This window comes from Acidaminococcus intestini DSM 21505 (assembly GCF_000425045.1).
Classification (GTDB): domain Bacteria; phylum Bacillota; class Negativicutes; order Acidaminococcales; family Acidaminococcaceae; genus Acidaminococcus; species Acidaminococcus intestini.
In genome coordinates this window covers 1-15,100 of record NZ_AULA01000016.1, presented here as the reverse complement: position 1 = coordinate 15,100, position 15,100 = coordinate 1, and the positions used below count along the sequence as shown (strand labels likewise).

Here is a 15,100-nt window from a genome sequence, read left to right as displayed (position 1 = left end):
AATTCTCTCTTTTGTAATGCTGGATCCATACATTCCATAAACCATGTGCTTATCTTGTAAGGAGGATGACGAACAATGCTGTTGAAAGATGTAAAGAACATTAAAGAAGTAGTCCTGACCGGAAATGACCTTTCCCTCGAAGAATTGGTGGCTGTCAGCCGCTACGACGCCAAGATCAAGGTCGATCCTGACGCTATTGACCGCATCAAGGCTTCCCGTGCCCTTATCGATGATATCGTAGATAATGAAAGAGTTGTTTACGGGGTGACAACCGGGTTCGGTTCCCTTTGCCGTGTTTCCATTTCCAAGGAAGACTGCAGCCAGCTCCAGGAAAACCTCATCCGCACTCATTCCTGCGGTTATGGCAATCCCCTGTCCCGTGAAGTGACCCGCGCTGCCATGCTGATCCGCGCCAATGCTTTGGTCAAAGGGTACTCCGGTATCCGTTTGGAAACTTTGAATGTTCTCGTCGATATGATCAATAAGGGTGTTCATCCCTATATTCCCGAAAAAGGGTCCCTCGGGGCTTCCGGTGACCTTGCTCCGTTAGCTCATATGGTCCTTCCGATGCTTGGATTGGGTGATGCTGAATATCAGGGCAAACTGATGAGCGGCAAGGAAGCCATGGATCGCGCTGGGATCCCGACCATCCGCCTTGTTGCCAAGGAAGGTCTGGCCCTCATCAATGGGACTCCGATCCTGACGGCTATGGGTACCTTCGCCCTTTGGGATGGCATGCTCCTTCTCAAGCAGAGTGATATCGCTGCTGCCCTTACGATGGAAGCTAACCGCGGCATCATTGATGCTTTTGACGAACGGCTCCATACGATCCGTCCTCATCGCGGCCAGCTTGATACGGCCTACAACATCCGCAGCCTCCTGAAAAACTCTACCTACGTTACCCATCAGGGGGAACTGAAGGTTCAGGATCCGTACTCCCTCCGCTGCGTACCGCAGATCCACGGCGCCAGCAAGGATGCCCTGGGCTTTGTCAAAGAAAAGGTTGATATCGAAATCAACTCCGCTACGGATAACCCCATTGTCCTGCCTGATGGCGCAGTCATCTCCGGAGGCAACTTCCATGGTGAACCGATGGCCCTTCCTTTTGACTTCCTTGGTATTGGTCTTTCGGAAATTGCCAACGTTTCGGAACGTCGTTTGGAACGGACCATCAACAACTCCCTCAGTGGGTTCCCGTCCTTCCTCGTTGCTCATCCGGGCCTGAACTCCGGCTTCATGATCACCCAATATGCAGCCGCTGCCCTTGTCAGTGAAAACAAGGTTCTTGCCCATCCGGCATCGGTCGACTCCATCCCAAGCTGCGAAAATCAGGAAGATCTTGTTTCCATGGGCGCTGCGGCAGCCCGCAAAGCGGGAGAAATCTGCTTCAACGTCCGCCGCGTGATTGCAACGGAAATCCTCGCCGCCTGCCAAGCTATCGACCTGCGTGCTGGTGAAGGCTTCAAACTGGGTGATGGTACACAGGCTGCTTACGACACGGTTCGTAAGACCAATGCCTTCATCGCTTATGATAAGGATATTGAAATGTTCAAGGAACTCGAAAAGATTACGGACGTCGTCAAGCGTGGTGACATCCTTGAAGCCGTTGAAGATAAGGCAGACCTCAAGTTCTTCTGATCCATACTTTGAACCGGAGTTATCGGTTACACAAGAGCAGCGGCCTTGGGCGGCTGCTCTTGTTCATAAGGCGGAAAAGTACTTCCTTTTTGGACGGTTTTTCTGACGGTGAAGCGTTTTTCCGTCAAAAAACAGTCGGAAATATTTTTAAAATGATTTTCTTTGACTGTTCAAATTCGACGTTTTTTAGATGATGAATCGATAGAATAAGGTCGTAAACGAGATGGGGGAAAAGCCCCGTTCATCAGGATATCGTGTGAAAGAAGGAGTGGTTACGACATGAAAAATGCTGATATCGCAAAGGCAATGACAATCAAACTGGAATTCCCCAATGGACTTCCTCCGAAGAAACCTTTCCAGGAAGGCATCCGCAGAGCCCCTGACCGCGGCTTCCGCCTCAGCCCTGCCCAGACTGAACTGGCACTGAAAAATGCCCTGCGCTACATTCCTGAAGAATATCATGATGAACTTATCCCAGAGTTCCTCGAAGAATTGACGACTCGCGGCCGTATCTATGGCTATCGTTTCCGCCCGGAAGGCCGCATCTATGGCAAACCAATTGATGAATATAAAGGAAAATGCACGGAAGGCAAAGCTTTCCAGGTCATGATTGACAACAACTTGGACTTTGAAGTTGCCCTCTATCCGTATGAACTGGTCACCTATGGTGAAACAGGATCCGTCTGCCATGACTGGATGCAGTACCTTCTGATCAAACGCTACTTGGAAGAAATGACACAGGATCAGACCCTTGTCATGGAATCCGGTCATCCCCTGGGCCTCTTCCGTTCTAAACCGGAAGCTCCGCGTGTCATTATTTCCAACGGTATCATGGTTGGCGAATATGATAACCTCCATGATTGGGAAATCGCCGAAGAAATGGGCGTTGCCAACTATGGTCAGATGACTGCTGGCGGCTGGATGTATATTGGCCCTCAAGGGATTGTCCATGGGACCTTCAATACGATCCTCAACGCCGGACGTATGAAACTGGGGATTCCAGAAGATGGGGACCTGGGCGGCAAACTCTTTGTCACGAGCGGCTTGGGCGGTATGAGTGGCGCTCAGGGCAAGGCGGCTATCATTGCTAACTGCGCAGCCATCATTGCTGAAGTCGATGCATCCCGCATCAAGACCCGTCTTGATCAGGGCTGGATTACGGGAGTCTCTGATTCCATTCCGGAGGTCATCAAATTGGCTCAGGATGCAATGGCTAAAAAGGAAGGCAAAGCCTACGCTTATCATGGGAACATTGTCGACCTTCTTGAATATATCGCTGACCATGATGTCCATGTTGACCTTGTGTCCGACCAGACCAGCTGCCACAACGTATATGACGGCGGATACTGCCCGCAGGGCCTGACTTTTGAAGAACGTACGAAGATGCTTGCCGAAGATCCCAAGCATTTCCGTGAACTCGTTGATAAGACCCTCCATGCCCATTACAATGCACTGAAACGCATTACCAGCAAAGGAATCTATTTCTTTGACTATGGCAACTCTTTCATGAAAGCTGTCTTTGATTCCGGTGTAACGGAAATCTCCAAGAACGGCGTTGATGATAAGGACGGCTTCATTTGGCCGAGCTATGTCGAAGATATCATGGGACCGCAGCTCTTTGATTACGGCTATGGCCCGTTCCGTTGGGTCTGCCTGAGCGGCAAGCCGGAAGATCTGCATAAGACCGATATGGCTGCCATGAGCTGCATCGATCCGAACCGTCGCTATCAAGATCGCGATAACTACATCTGGATCCGCGACGCTGAAAAGAACAAGATGGTCGTTGGTACCCAGGCCCGTATCCTCTATCAGGATGAAATCGGCCGTGTCAATATTGCCCTCAAGTTCAATGAACTGGTCCGCAAAGGTGAAATCGGTCCTGTCATGATGGGACGTGACCATCACGACGTATCCGGTACGGACTCCCCGTTCCGTGAAACGAGCAACATCAAAGATGGCTCCAACGTTATGGCTGATATGGCCGTTCAAACTTATGCGGGTAACGCGGCCCGCGGCATGAGCCTTGTTGCCCTCCACAATGGCGGCGGCGTCGGGATTGGTAAAGCCATCAATGGCGGCTTCGGCCTTGTTCTTGACGGCAGCCACAGAGTTGATGAAATCATTCGCAGCGCACTGAGCTGGGATGTTATGAGCGGGGTTGCCCGCCGCAGTTGGGCCCGCAACGAACATGCTATGGAAACGGCTGTTGAATTCAATGGTACCCGCGCTGGGATTGGGCACCTGACGATTCCTTACTTGGCTGATGATAAGAAGGTCAAGGAGGCTGTTGCCAAGGTATATCCGACGGCTCATGTCATCAAAGATTGAGTTTCCCTTCAATTCCTCTTCAACTTCATCATTTTGGTCGGGAGATTGCTGCCTTAAGGCGGCAATCTCTTTGACGATATGATGGGGGAGTCTTCTCCCCCCTCTGAAAAAGGAGCCCACTATGACGAAAAAAGTATTGATTCGCAATGCATCCCAAATTGTGACGCCCCAAGGCCATTCGGCCTGCTTTGGCAAGGCAATGGGTGATGTCAAGGTCTATGAAAATACTTCCATCTTTATCGAGGATGGAATCATCAAAGGAATTGGTGACCCAGCCCAATGGGAAAAGGAAGTTCCCCGGGAAAACCAGATCGATGCTGCTCACAAAGCGGTCCTCCCCGGATTTGTTGATTCCCATACCCACCTTGTTTTTGGCGGATATCGTCCAGATGAATTTCTCTGGCGTATGGGCGGGATGAGCTATATGGACATCATGAACCGCGGCGGCGGAATCATTAACACCATGAAAGCAACTCGGGAAGCGTCGGAAGCGGAACTTGCCGATCATGCCATGGACCATCTCAAGAAGATGCTCGCCATGGGTGTGACTACGGTCGAAGCCAAAAGCGGTTATGGGCAGGACTACGACACAGAAATCAAGCAGCTTCATGTGACGCGGAAGCTGAATGCTTCCCAGCCGATTGAATTGGTTTCTACCTTCCTTGGGGCCCATGCGGTCCCGCCTGAATATAAAGGGCGCAGCAAAGCGTTTCTGGATTTCCTCCTAAAGGAAGTCATGCCTGTTGTCAAAAAGGAAAACCTTGCCGAATTTTGTGATATTTTCTGTGAAGAAGGGGTTTTCTCCGTTGACGAAAGCCGTCAGTACCTTAAGAAAGCCCGGGAGATGGGGTTCAAGCTCAAGATCCACGCAGATGAGATCGTATCCCTTGGCGGTTCGGAACTTGCTGGTGAACTTAAAGCCACAAGTGCAGATCATCTCCTTCACGCGTCCGATGCAGGCATCAAGGCCATGGCTGAAAATGGTGTCGTTTCGACCCTTTTGCCGACGACCGCGTTCTGCTTGCGTGAACCTTTTGCCCGGGCTCGGGAGATGATTGACGCGGGTTGTGCCGTGGCGCTTGCAACGGATTTCAACCCGGGAAGCGGCTTTACCTTCTCCGTACCGCTCATGCTTGGCCTGGCTGTGATCTATATGCATATGACGGCCGAGGAAGCCATTACGGCCCTTACTTTGAATGGGGCTGCTGCCGTAGGGAGAGCTGACCGGATTGGGTCCATTGAAGTCGGTAAACAGGCAGATCTGACGATTCTTCAATATCCTTCCTATAAGTTCCTCCCCTATCATACAGGCGTCAACATTGTAGAAAAAGTCATCAAGAAAGGTGAGCTCGTTCATACGGCTTCCGTTTAATCAAAGGAGGCTCCTGCTTTCGGGTGGGAGCTTCCTTTTTTGCCTTTTTGCGCGGCGCAAGGCTTTTGTATGCTGCTTCTCTAAAGACGTAAGGAAAAGCTTCGATCATCCAAACTGCAAATTGCGGAAACGGTAGGAAATAAGCCAACGTTACGACCGGATTCCTTTGTCATATCGGCGTTTTTATATTATAATGGAGGAGACTTTGAGTAATGACATCTGATGCGGATGCGTGCCGGATGATTGGAGGGAAAGGGATCATGGCGCATACTCTTGAGGCGCGTTTTTTAGGCGCACCAGTAATCAAAAAAGATGGGCAGGAAGTCTTTTTTCCGTACAATAAAGTGAATGCCCTCGTATATTATATTCTCGTCAAAGGAACGGTCATGCGTGATGAGCTGAGTGGAATCCTTTGGGGAGATAAATCCGATGCCATTGCTAGGAAAAATCTCCGCAATGCCATTTATGAAACGAAAAAGCTCTTGGGACCCAATGTCTTTGTCTCCCCACGGAAGGCGATTATCAAGGTCAATCCGGACATTGACTTTAAGGTGGACGTTACGGAATTTGAAAGGGACCCGGGCAACCAGCTGGACCTTTACCAAGGAAGTTTCCTCCAAGGTTTTTATGTGAAGGATTCCCCGGAATATGAATCCTGGTATCTTACGGAACGTGACCGTCTTGAAGGCCTTTATCTGGACGTTCTTTTTCAAAAGCTCAAGGAAGCTGTTGCCATTGGCAACATGGCCAAAGTCACGCGCTACGGCCGGCAGCTCATTACCCATAACCCCTATGATGAAAGCATCTATATCCTCTTGCTGCGTACTTATTGTGAGCAGGGCAATATGCGGCAGGCGTTGGAGCTTTACGATGAGATGAAAAAACTCTTCCGTGAAGAACTCCAGAGCAGCGTACCGCCAGAAATTGAAACCATGATGAAGGAGGCTTCGGCAAAAGAAGCCAAGGGACATTCCACCTTGAGCAGCCTGGGACCGAATGTTTTGGGGCGGGAAAAAGAAACCCAGCTGCTTCGGAACCAACTGGATCGCTTTGTGAGGGCGGGGGAAAACACAGCCATATTCCTTTATGGCAATGCGGGCAGCGGCAAGACCCTTGTGAAAGATGCGGCTTTGGATCAGCTGCCTCCGGAATTTGCTATCGTCCAGACCAATTGCTTTCAGCCGGAACGCAATATTCTCCTACGTCCGTGGACAAGCATCCTTGATGCGCTGCGCAGCCTGATCCAAAAGGAACATATTCGGGTCTCCACCATCGATCCCAACCGGATCTACAAACTTTTTCCACAGTTTGACGTGACGGATGGACATGAATCAGGTCTTGGCGAAATCAAGGAAATGCTGAAATTTGATGCCATTTTCCATACCTTTTATTCCCTTTTGGAAGAAGTGGCGGCTGCAAGACCGTTCGTGATTGTTTTTGAAGACCTGCAGTGGATGGATCCCTTCAGTCTGTCGCTTCTGACAAGCCTGATCCTTCATCAAAAATCCCATCGCTTCCTCTTTTTTCTCACGGCTCGCAGCAGTGAGGACAAGGACTTTCAGCAATTTGTCTCAACCGTTTCCATGTATGAAAAAGTGCACCGTGTGGAGCTTTTGCCCTTGACGAAGGACACGGTCAAGGCTGTCAGTGAAGCCTCCCAACCGGGCGTTCCCCTTACAGACGACATCATTAGTCAACTCCTTGCGGATTCGGAGGGCAATCTTTTTCTTCTCAAGGAATACCTTATGGCCTTGAAAACGACGGGGAGCCTCGACAACTTGACGGAAAATGTTCGAACCATTTTCCGCAATGGCTGTGCTGCTCTGTCCGATGAAGAGCGCAAGATTCTTGACTTCATCGCTCTTTTCTACGACGGCGCGCCGCTGGCCATGATTTCGGAATATATGCACCTCAATAACCTTCAGGTCCTGGAAAGCCTGGAAGTTCTGGAAAAAACAGGCTTTATCAAGGCCATTCCCCAACAGCCGGAAGTGCTCTATGAAATCATTCAGCAGAAACTGGCAAGTTATGTCAAACAGCAGATTTCACCGGAAAAATGGCGGATCCTTCATAGCTACGTGGCCGGACTTTGGGAAAAACGACTCACTCATTTCACTCAGGATATCCGGATCTATCGCCATCTGGAATATCACTATAAGGAGTCGGGGGAACTGGTGAACATGGGGCGCTATAAGCTCAAGACCCTCATGTATTACCTCAATTTCAGCAATGAACTGTTTCCTGTCCTTGACGTGACCGGCGGTGTGGAAGAAAGCCGGCTTGAAAGCTCTTCTTTGGAACTGCACCTGGATGAACTGGTGAGTGAAGTCGATGAGATGATGCACACCATCCATCGGACCTATGGGGAAACCAGTGAGGTCAAGGACCTTGATATGACTTACCTGCACCTTATGGGCCGCCATTATATCCGGACCGGTGAATATGAAAAAGGGGTCCGGAACATCTTGAGCCTTGTGGAGATTGCTTCCGAGGTGCGAAATCTCGATTATCTCCTTATGGGCTACAAGCAGATGATTTACTACGACATCCAGATTGGCAATACGGAAGAGATGCGGAACTATCTGGAACTTGCCCTCAATGTAGCCGATGAGTGCAACTATCATAAGGAAATGGGTATTCTCCTTCGTCTCAAAGGGCTTAACATGATCATGCAGGGGAATTTCTCTGAAGCGGAACGGCTCCTCAAGGAATCAATTTCCACTTTCATGGTGACCCAGAGCGTCCAGCGGCGGTATGCCCTGAATATTGCTGGTGCCTATAATTATTTGGGTGAAATCCGGCGCGGCATGGGCCGTTACCAAGAAGCCCTTGACTACTATGACAAGGCCATGGAATACGCACGGGACCAGGATGCCTACAGCTCTTGGGTTGTCTTTTCCTGTAATGCCGGTGTCGTTTGTTATGCCATGGGTCGTTATGAGCAGGCTGAGAAATATTTTCGCCAGGCCTATGAACTCTTCCCCCGTTATAATTTCTGCTGGCGCCATCCAATCGTGGAAGCCTATTTGGCGCTGCTTTCCATGCGCAAGGAGCAGGAAAAGGAGGCTGAGTGCTTCCTAGATGATGCTGTGCAGAAACTCAGTAAGATGAATAATCCCCGGGAAGCGGGCTATGTCTATATGGCGATTGCCCTGATCAAGCATCAGTATCCCCAACGTTCCATCAGTATCCATTACCCGGGAAGTATGTCCAGCTATGCGACCAAAGCGCTGCAGGCCCTTGACTCCCATCGGGATGCTTGGGAACGGCAGCAGCTGGAAAGTCTGTTTTGTATTACACGACGTTCCTAACGCGATTTGATTGATCACCAAGAGGAGGAAAAAACATGATTACTTTGAAACAAGCAGTGGAAGTCCTGGATGCCCAAGTGGCCAGTGGGGAAAATCTCCTGAACCGGGAAGTAAAAATGGCCTGCGGCAGTGATATGATGAGTGATGTCCTGGCCTATGCCAAGAACAAGGCAGTGCTTTTGACGGGACTTCTCAATATCCAAGTTGTCCGTACGGCTGATGTCAGCGATATTGCTGCCATTATTTTTGTTCGTGACAAGCATCCTGAAAGCGATGTTCTCATGGCCGCCAAGAGAAAGGATATCCCCGTTCTTTACACGAAGTGCACCATGTTCGAAGCTTGTGGCCGTCTCTACAGTCTGGGACTGCGAGGCTGCACCGCGAAGGATGCGGAGAGTCGCTGACGTGGAAAAGGAATATCCTGTTGTAAAAGACGATTTCGAACGGGCCGGTGCGGCGTCAATTTCCATCAAGGAAATGCTCCAGCAGCTGGGGCTCTCGCCGGAACTTGTGCGCCGCGTTGCCATTGGAACCTACGAAGGGGAAATCAATTGTCTGATCCATGGCGGCGGGGGCAAGGTCCTTGCGGATTTTTCGCCGAAAGCCATTACTGTAAGGGTCATCGACCATGGTCCGGGGATCCCGGATGTACAGAAGGCCATGCAGGAAGGCTGGTCCACGGCTTCGGAAGAAATCCGTGCCAAGGGATTTGGGGCCGGCATGGGTCTTCCCAATATGAAGAAAGTATCCGATGCGTTTGAAATCCAGACAAAGGTAGGGGAAGGAACTACGGTCATCATGACCTTCCTTTGTCAGTAACGAGAAAGAAGGTGACCCTCTGTGGATCGTTCCTATTTGAATTCCGTTCGTGTCGAAGAGGACCGTTGCACCGGGTGTCTCCTCTGTGTCAAGAAATGCCTTGTCCAGGCCATCCGGGTCCGGGATGGCAAAGCGGTCATTATTTCCGACCGCTGCATTGACTGTGGGGAATGTATCCGCTGCTGTCCGACCCGAGCCATTGCCGCTTTGGTGGAACCTTTGGAGGAATTGAAAAGCTACAAGGTCAACATTGCTTTGGCAACACCGTCTTTCTATGCCCAGTTTGATGGAAACATTTCTGCATCCATCCTTTGGCAGGGACTCAAGGAAATTGGGTTTGACAGTGTTTTTGATGTGCCCCTTGCCGGGGACTATATCAGTGAGGAAATCGAAGCCTATCTTGATTCCTATGAAGGGTCCTATCCTGTGATTTCCTCTGCCTGTCCTGCTGTGCTCCGCCTGATTCAAACAAAATATCCGGAACTCATCTGTCACGTTGTTCCAGCCCTTGCACCGGCTGAAGCGGCCGCTATCTATGTACGGCGTGAAACCATGAAGCGCTTGAATCTGGTGCCGGAGGATGTAGGCATATGGTTCCTTTCTCCCTGTCCCGCGAAGGGCACGAATATCCATCAGTCGGTGGATGTAGCCCATACGGCCGTAACCGGCTCTTTTACACTGGCATCCCTTTATGGACCTCTTTCCGTTGTCATCAGTGAGATCCGGAAAGAAAAAAATGAACTGCCCCAAGCTCTCGTGGGAACCAGCTATGAACTGCTTTGGGGCACCGAGCGAGGAGAACTGCTTTCTACGGGATGCCGTCATGGACTCAGCGTGAGCGGACCGGAAGACGTGGATGAGGTCCTAAAGCAGATTACGTTGGGGAGTCTCACCGACGTTGAATACGTCAGCTGCTATATCTGTGACGGTGGCTGTGTCGGTGGGCCCAGTGTGGCCGTCAATAAATTTGTCGGGACAAAGAACCTTGAAAGACGGGCCATGCTGCGGCATGAACGGGAGCGGGAGGACCGCAGGGAAGCGATGCAGGCCGCCCGCATCTGTGAAAATTTCCCAAGGTCCAAGGACTTTATCAAGTCCCTCCAGGCAAAACCGGCTCCGCCCCTTGACCCTGATTTTGGGACGGCCATGGAAAAGATGGAGCGGCTGACGGCCCTTGCGGAACGGCTCCCCGGCCTTGACTGCGGAGCCTGCGGGGCGCCAACCTGCCGCATCTTTGCAGAGGATGTCATTCGGGGCTTTGCCAAGGAGGAAGACTGCATCATCCGGTCGCGCCAATCTCGAAAGAAATGACGGCTGGGGTGTCAACTCATATTGAAGGCAAAACTGAGAAAACTTATGGGCTGAAGGGAAAGAGAATGAGAACCCATGCGGGCTTGAAAAACGTGTGGGAAAAATGCGCTTCCCCTTTGCTTGCAAGTTGTCAGAAATCTTGCTATCATCTACAATGCAGTGCCTTGAACGAAAACCGTTACATTGCCTTTCTTGGATATATAAGAAAAATCCCATGGGGGGGCAAGCTTTTTCCTATAGGCTATTTGGTGAAAACAACTAGTCAGTTTTTGCAATTTATGTTACAATGACTCTGTTTTAAATATTTAGTAAATTAATGAATTTTTAGATTTTCGATACAGATCCATAAGGGGGTATCGCATTTGACTACTAGAGAAAAAATCGATGATATGCTGCAGCGCTACGAAACAATAGAAGCTGGCGGCGGTGCCAAAAGAGTTGCCAAACAGCACGATTCCGGAAAGATGACGGCTCGTGAACGCATCAATTCTTTTTTGGACCAAGGCAGTTTTGTAGAGCTTGATAAATTTGTGGAACATCGTTGCTCCAATTTCGGCCAGGAAAAGAAATACTTGCCTGGTGATGGGGTTGTAACTGGCTATGGTACGGTCAATGGTCGTACAGTCTTTGTCTTTGCACAGGACTTTACCGTCGAAGGCGGTAGCCTGGGTGAGATGCATGCCAATAAGATTGCCAAGGTTCAGGCCATGGCCTTAAAAACGGGTGCACCCATCATTGGCATGGCGGATTCCGGTGGGGCCCGGATTCAAGAAGCTACGGATGCCCTTGCTGGCTTTGGGAAGATGTTCAAGCAGAACACCCTTTCTTCCGGTGTGATTCCGCAGATTTCGGCCATCATGGGCCCTTGTGCCGGCGGTGCTGTTTACAGCCCGGCCCTGACAGACTTCATTTACATGGTGAAAAAGAGCTCCAAGATGTTCATTACCGGTCCGGAAGTCGTCAAATCCGTAACCGGCGAGGATGTTGGTCAGGAGGACCTGGGTGGAACCTTCACGCACAGCACCCGCTCCGGCGTGGCTGATTTTGCGGCGGAAAACGATGCGGACTGCTTGGAACAGATCCGGTATCTTTTAAGCTTCCTGCCTTCGAACAACCGGGAAAAGCCGCCGGTCTATGATACAGGTGACAGCGCGTTCCGCATGGATGAATCACTCAATACCATCATTCCTGATGGGTCCCATATGCCGTACGACATGTATAAGATCATTCGCAGTATCGTCGATAACGGTGAATATGTGGAACCGCATCGTATGTATGCCCGCAATATCATTACCTGTTTGGCCCGCTTGGACGGAAGTACGGTCGGCATCATTGCCAATCAGCCGCGTATCATGGCTGGCTGTCTTGATATCAATGCTTCCGATAAGGCGGCCCGCTTCATTCGCTTCTGCGATTCCTTCGGGATTCCCCTCATCAACATTGTTGATGTACCGGGCTTCCTGCCGGGAACAGATCAAGAATACGGCGGCATCATCCGTCACGGGGCCAAGATGCTGTATGCTTACTGTGAAGCCACGGTTCCCAAGATTACTCTTGTGACCCGCAAAGCTTATGGTGGGGCCTACCTTGCCATGTGCGCCCAAGATCTTGGCGCCGACCACGTCATTGCTTGGCCGACAGCCGAGATTGCCGTTATGGGTCCTCAGGGAGCTGCTAAGATTATTTTCCGTCATGAGGAAGATGTCGAAGCAAAGACGGAGGAATACATCGAGAACTTTGCAACACCTTACTATGCGGCTAAACACGGGATGGTCGAAATGGTCATTGAACCGAAGACGACCCGTCCGACCTTGATCAAAGCGCTGCGTATGTTAAAATCCAAGCAGGAAGACCGGCCAAAGAAAAAACACGGTAATATTCCTCTGTGATTTTGATATAAACCATTACCTACGAAAAGGAAAGAGAGGTGACATTCATGACAGAGAATCCTTGGCTCATTGCGGTCATCAACATGACCATCGTATTTGGTGTGTTGATCATCCTTGGAATCCTGATGAAAGTGATTTACTGGATCGATCCGACAAAAAAAAAGAAAGCGCAGCCTAAGAAAGCTGCCGTCCCAGTAAAACCGGCTTCCAATGCCGCTCAAAAGCGCCAAGAGGAAGAAAAAGTAGCTGCCATCGCAGCTGTCCTGGCTATGATCCAGGATGAGGATGACGCAGTTGCTGCAGCACTCATGGCCGCCATTGCCGAACACAAACGGAAGATGGAACCGATGGCGCTGCCTCATCACTACTTTTGATGAATAGAAGAGGGACTATTCACCAATCATTCGCCATTAGGCAAACAGTTCAGTTACATTTTTAAGGAGGGTTTTCTCATGAAAAAATTCAATGTCAACGTTAACGGTACGGTTTATTCTGTAGAAGTTGAAGAAGTCGGCGGCACCGTCGCTGCTGCTCCTGTTGCTCCTGCTGCTCCTGCTGCTGCTCCGGCCGCTGCTCCTGTTGCTGCCGCTGCTCCTGCTGCTGCTCCGGCTCCTGCTGCCGCTCCGGCCGCTGCTCCTGCTCCGGCTCCTAAGAAAGAAGCTGCCGCTGCTCCTGCCGGTTCCATTACGGTTGAAGCTCCGATGCCTGGCAAGGTTCTGTCCGTCAACGTCAAAGCTGGCGACAAAGTTGAAGCTGGCGATGTCCTCTTGATCCTTGAAGCTATGAAGATGCAGAACGAAATCATGGCTCCGGAAGATGGTACTGTATCTGATGTCCGCGTCAGCGCTGGCGATACGGTTGCCACTGGCGACGTGATGGTTGTTCTCTAATCTCACGCCACCTATATCAAAGGAGGACGTTTAGATTATGGATGCTTTTCTGGTAGCTCTGAAATCTGTCCTGACGGACAGTGGTTTCATGGCTTTTACAGCGGGCAATGCCATTATGATCCTGGTTGGGTGCATCCTGCTTTACCTGGCCATCGTCAAGGGCTTTGAACCGTTGCTGCTTACCCCGATTGCTTTCGGGTGCCTTTTGGCGAATATCCCCAGAACCGGGTTTGAAACCGATCCTGGTGTTATGAAGCTGATCCTGGCTGGTATCAAGTATGAAGTCTTTCCACCGCTCATTTTTATGGGTGTTGGGGCAATGACGGACTTTGGTCCGCTGATTGCTAACCCGAAGACCTTGCTTCTTGGTGCTGCTGCTCAGGCTGGCGTATTCGTGGCTCTTCTTGGCGCTATGCTTCTTGGCTTTAACGTAAGGGAAGCCGCTGCAATCGGCATCATTGGCGGTGCTGATGGTCCGACTTCCATTTATCTTGCTTCCAAGATGGCTCCGCATCTGCTAGGTGCCATTGCTGTAGCTGCGTATTCTTATATGTCCCTTGTACCGCTTATTCAACCGCCAATCATGAAGCTGTTTACGAGCAAGGAAGACCGCAAGATCAAAATGGCTCAGCTCCGTACGGTTTCCCACTTCGAAAAAGTGGTATTCCCCATTGTCTGCACCATTTTCATCTCCTTACTGCTTCCTTCCGTATGCTCCCTGATTGGGATGCTCATGCTGGGTAACCTCTTTACCGAGGCAGGCTGTTTGGGCCGTCTGTCCGACACGGCTCAAAATGCCCTCATGAACATCGTGACCATCATGCTGGCAACGGGGACCGGCCTTACGATGAAGGCCGAAAGCTTCCTGACGACGCAAACAATCCTGATTATTTTCCTGGGGCTCGTCGCTTTTGCCGGTGGTACCGCTGCTGGCGTCATCTTCGGCAAATTCATGTGCATCCTGGATCATGGCAAGACCAATCCGCTAATCGGCAGTGCCGGTGTTTCCGCCGTTCCGATGGCAGCTCGTGTCTCCCAGGTTGTCGGCCAGAAAGCCAATCCGTCCAACTTCCTGCTCATGCATGCCATGGGCCCGAACGTAGCCGGTGTTATTGGTACGGCTGTTGCGGCTGGTACCATGCTGGCCATGATTGGCGCGGCCAAATAACTTTGTGCATGACGCACAATTCTCTGTCATCAATAAAAGGACTGCTGCAGGTTTCTGCAGCGGTCCTTTTTTCGGTTCTTTGTCAAATGTTGGGGTGCCCCACAACTAAATCGCCTTTTAGGAACTCGGCAAGGCATTTGCCGAGTTCCTTTTTTGCCAATTCACATAGAGAATCCGGTTCCTAAATCTGTTGAAATCACGCATTCCAAATGCAACTCTCTTAACCGTCTTAATCAGGTTGTTACAGCCTTCTGTGAATCCATTGGAGTATGGCTGGATAATTGCTTGAATAATTGCAGCCTCCCAATCTTTAAAAGATCTTAAAATCCCTTTAAAAGCATCTAAGTTGTAGCCCATTACCATAGCTAACCATT

12 protein-coding genes are annotated in these 15,100 nt (G+C 50.5%); 11 read left to right on the top strand and 1 reads right to left on the bottom strand.

All coding sequences use genetic code 11. The features are described from left to right. The first annotated feature begins 75 nt into the window (after positions 1-75). The 11 genes from hutH (at position 76) to gcdB (ending at position 14,726) form a co-directional block, all read left to right on the top strand. Complete coding sequence (gene hutH, locus H503_RS0106325) at positions 76-1,638, top strand: histidine ammonia-lyase (protein WP_014128085.1); 1,563 nt, start codon at positions 76-78, stop codon at positions 1,636-1,638. Positions 1,639-1,917: 279 nt separating this feature from the next. Beyond that, complete coding sequence (locus H503_RS0106320) at positions 1,918-3,966, top strand: urocanate hydratase (RefSeq protein ID WP_009016136.1); 2,049 nt, start codon at positions 1,918-1,920, stop codon at positions 3,964-3,966. A gap of 121 nt (positions 3,967-4,087) precedes the next feature. After that, on the top strand, positions 4,088-5,338 hold the full coding sequence (gene hutI, locus H503_RS0106315; protein ID WP_009016135.1) for an imidazolonepropionase: 1,251 nt from the start codon (positions 4,088-4,090) through the stop codon (positions 5,336-5,338). A 260-nt stretch (positions 5,339-5,598) separates the two neighbouring features. Beyond that, the gene (locus tag H503_RS0106310) at positions 5,599-8,649 is read left to right on the top strand and encodes a tetratricopeptide repeat protein (RefSeq protein WP_051201299.1); all 3,051 of its coding nucleotides are present in this window, start codon (positions 5,599-5,601) and stop codon (positions 8,647-8,649) included. Positions 8,650-8,684: 35 nt separating this feature from the next. Next, positions 8,685-9,053 carry a DRTGG domain-containing protein gene (locus tag H503_RS0106305; protein ID WP_014128087.1) on the top strand — a complete coding sequence of 123 codons (369 nt, stop codon included), beginning with the start codon at positions 8,685-8,687 and terminating at the stop codon, positions 9,051-9,053. Next, positions 9,037-9,468 (top strand): ATP-binding protein, encoded by a 432-nt coding sequence (locus H503_RS0106300; protein ID WP_009016132.1) that lies wholly within the window; start codon positions 9,037-9,039, stop codon positions 9,466-9,468. The genes H503_RS0106305 and H503_RS0106300 overlap by 17 nt, the downstream gene beginning before the upstream one ends. 21 nt (positions 9,469-9,489) lie before the next feature. After that, positions 9,490-10,779 (top strand): [Fe-Fe] hydrogenase large subunit C-terminal domain-containing protein, encoded by a 1,290-nt coding sequence (locus H503_RS0106295; protein WP_009016131.1) that lies wholly within the window; start codon positions 9,490-9,492, stop codon positions 10,777-10,779. Positions 10,780-11,168: 389 nt separating this feature from the next. Further along, positions 11,169-12,668, top strand: a complete 1,500-nt coding sequence (mmdA, locus tag H503_RS0106285; RefSeq protein WP_035196092.1) for a methylmalonyl-CoA decarboxylase subunit alpha — start codon at positions 11,169-11,171, stop codon at positions 12,666-12,668. A gap of 47 nt (positions 12,669-12,715) precedes the next feature. Further along, a complete protein-coding gene (gene gcdD, locus H503_RS0106280; RefSeq protein WP_009016129.1) occupies positions 12,716-13,042 on the top strand; it encodes a sodium ion-translocating glutaconyl-CoA decarboxylase subunit delta in 327 nt (108 codons plus the stop codon). Between the two features lie 78 nt (positions 13,043-13,120). Then, complete coding sequence (gene gcdC, locus H503_RS12840; RefSeq protein ID WP_009016128.1) at positions 13,121-13,558, top strand: sodium ion-translocating glutaconyl-CoA decarboxylase subunit gamma; 438 nt, start codon at positions 13,121-13,123, stop codon at positions 13,556-13,558. 37 nt (positions 13,559-13,595) lie between these two features. Next, a complete protein-coding gene (gcdB, locus tag H503_RS0106270) occupies positions 13,596-14,726 on the top strand; it encodes a sodium ion-translocating glutaconyl-CoA decarboxylase subunit beta (RefSeq protein ID WP_009016127.1) in 1,131 nt (376 codons plus the stop codon). 117 nt (positions 14,727-14,843) lie between these two features. Here gcdB and H503_RS0106265 read toward each other — a convergent pair. Next, a partial coding sequence (locus H503_RS0106265) for a transposase (protein WP_162141335.1) occupies positions 14,844-15,100 on the bottom strand: 257 nt, incomplete at its 5' end.

Bases quoted from the DNA above. Each gene is read 5' to 3' on its own strand.
- gcdD (WP_009016129.1), top strand. From the start codon at position 12,716: ATGACAGAGAATCCTTGGCTCATTGCGGTCATCAACATGACCATCGTA.
- H503_RS0106320 (WP_009016136.1), top strand. From the start codon at position 1,918: ATGAAAAATGCTGATATCGCAAAGGCAATGACAATCAAACTGGAATTC.
- H503_RS0106310 (WP_051201299.1), top strand. From the start codon at position 5,599: ATGGCGCATACTCTTGAGGCGCGTTTTTTAGGCGCACCAGTAATCAAA.
- gcdB (WP_009016127.1), top strand. From the start codon at position 13,596: ATGGATGCTTTTCTGGTAGCTCTGAAATCTGTCCTGACGGACAGTGGT.
- hutH (WP_014128085.1), top strand. From the start codon at position 76: ATGCTGTTGAAAGATGTAAAGAACATTAAAGAAGTAGTCCTGACCGGA.
- mmdA (WP_035196092.1), top strand. From the start codon at position 11,169: ATGCTGCAGCGCTACGAAACAATAGAAGCTGGCGGCGGTGCCAAAAGA.
- H503_RS0106305 (WP_014128087.1), top strand. From the start codon at position 8,685: ATGATTACTTTGAAACAAGCAGTGGAAGTCCTGGATGCCCAAGTGGCC.
- gcdC (WP_009016128.1), top strand. From the start codon at position 13,121: ATGAAAAAATTCAATGTCAACGTTAACGGTACGGTTTATTCTGTAGAA.
- H503_RS0106300 (WP_009016132.1), top strand. From the start codon at position 9,037: ATGCGGAGAGTCGCTGACGTGGAAAAGGAATATCCTGTTGTAAAAGAC.
- hutI (WP_009016135.1), top strand. From the start codon at position 4,088: ATGACGAAAAAAGTATTGATTCGCAATGCATCCCAAATTGTGACGCCC.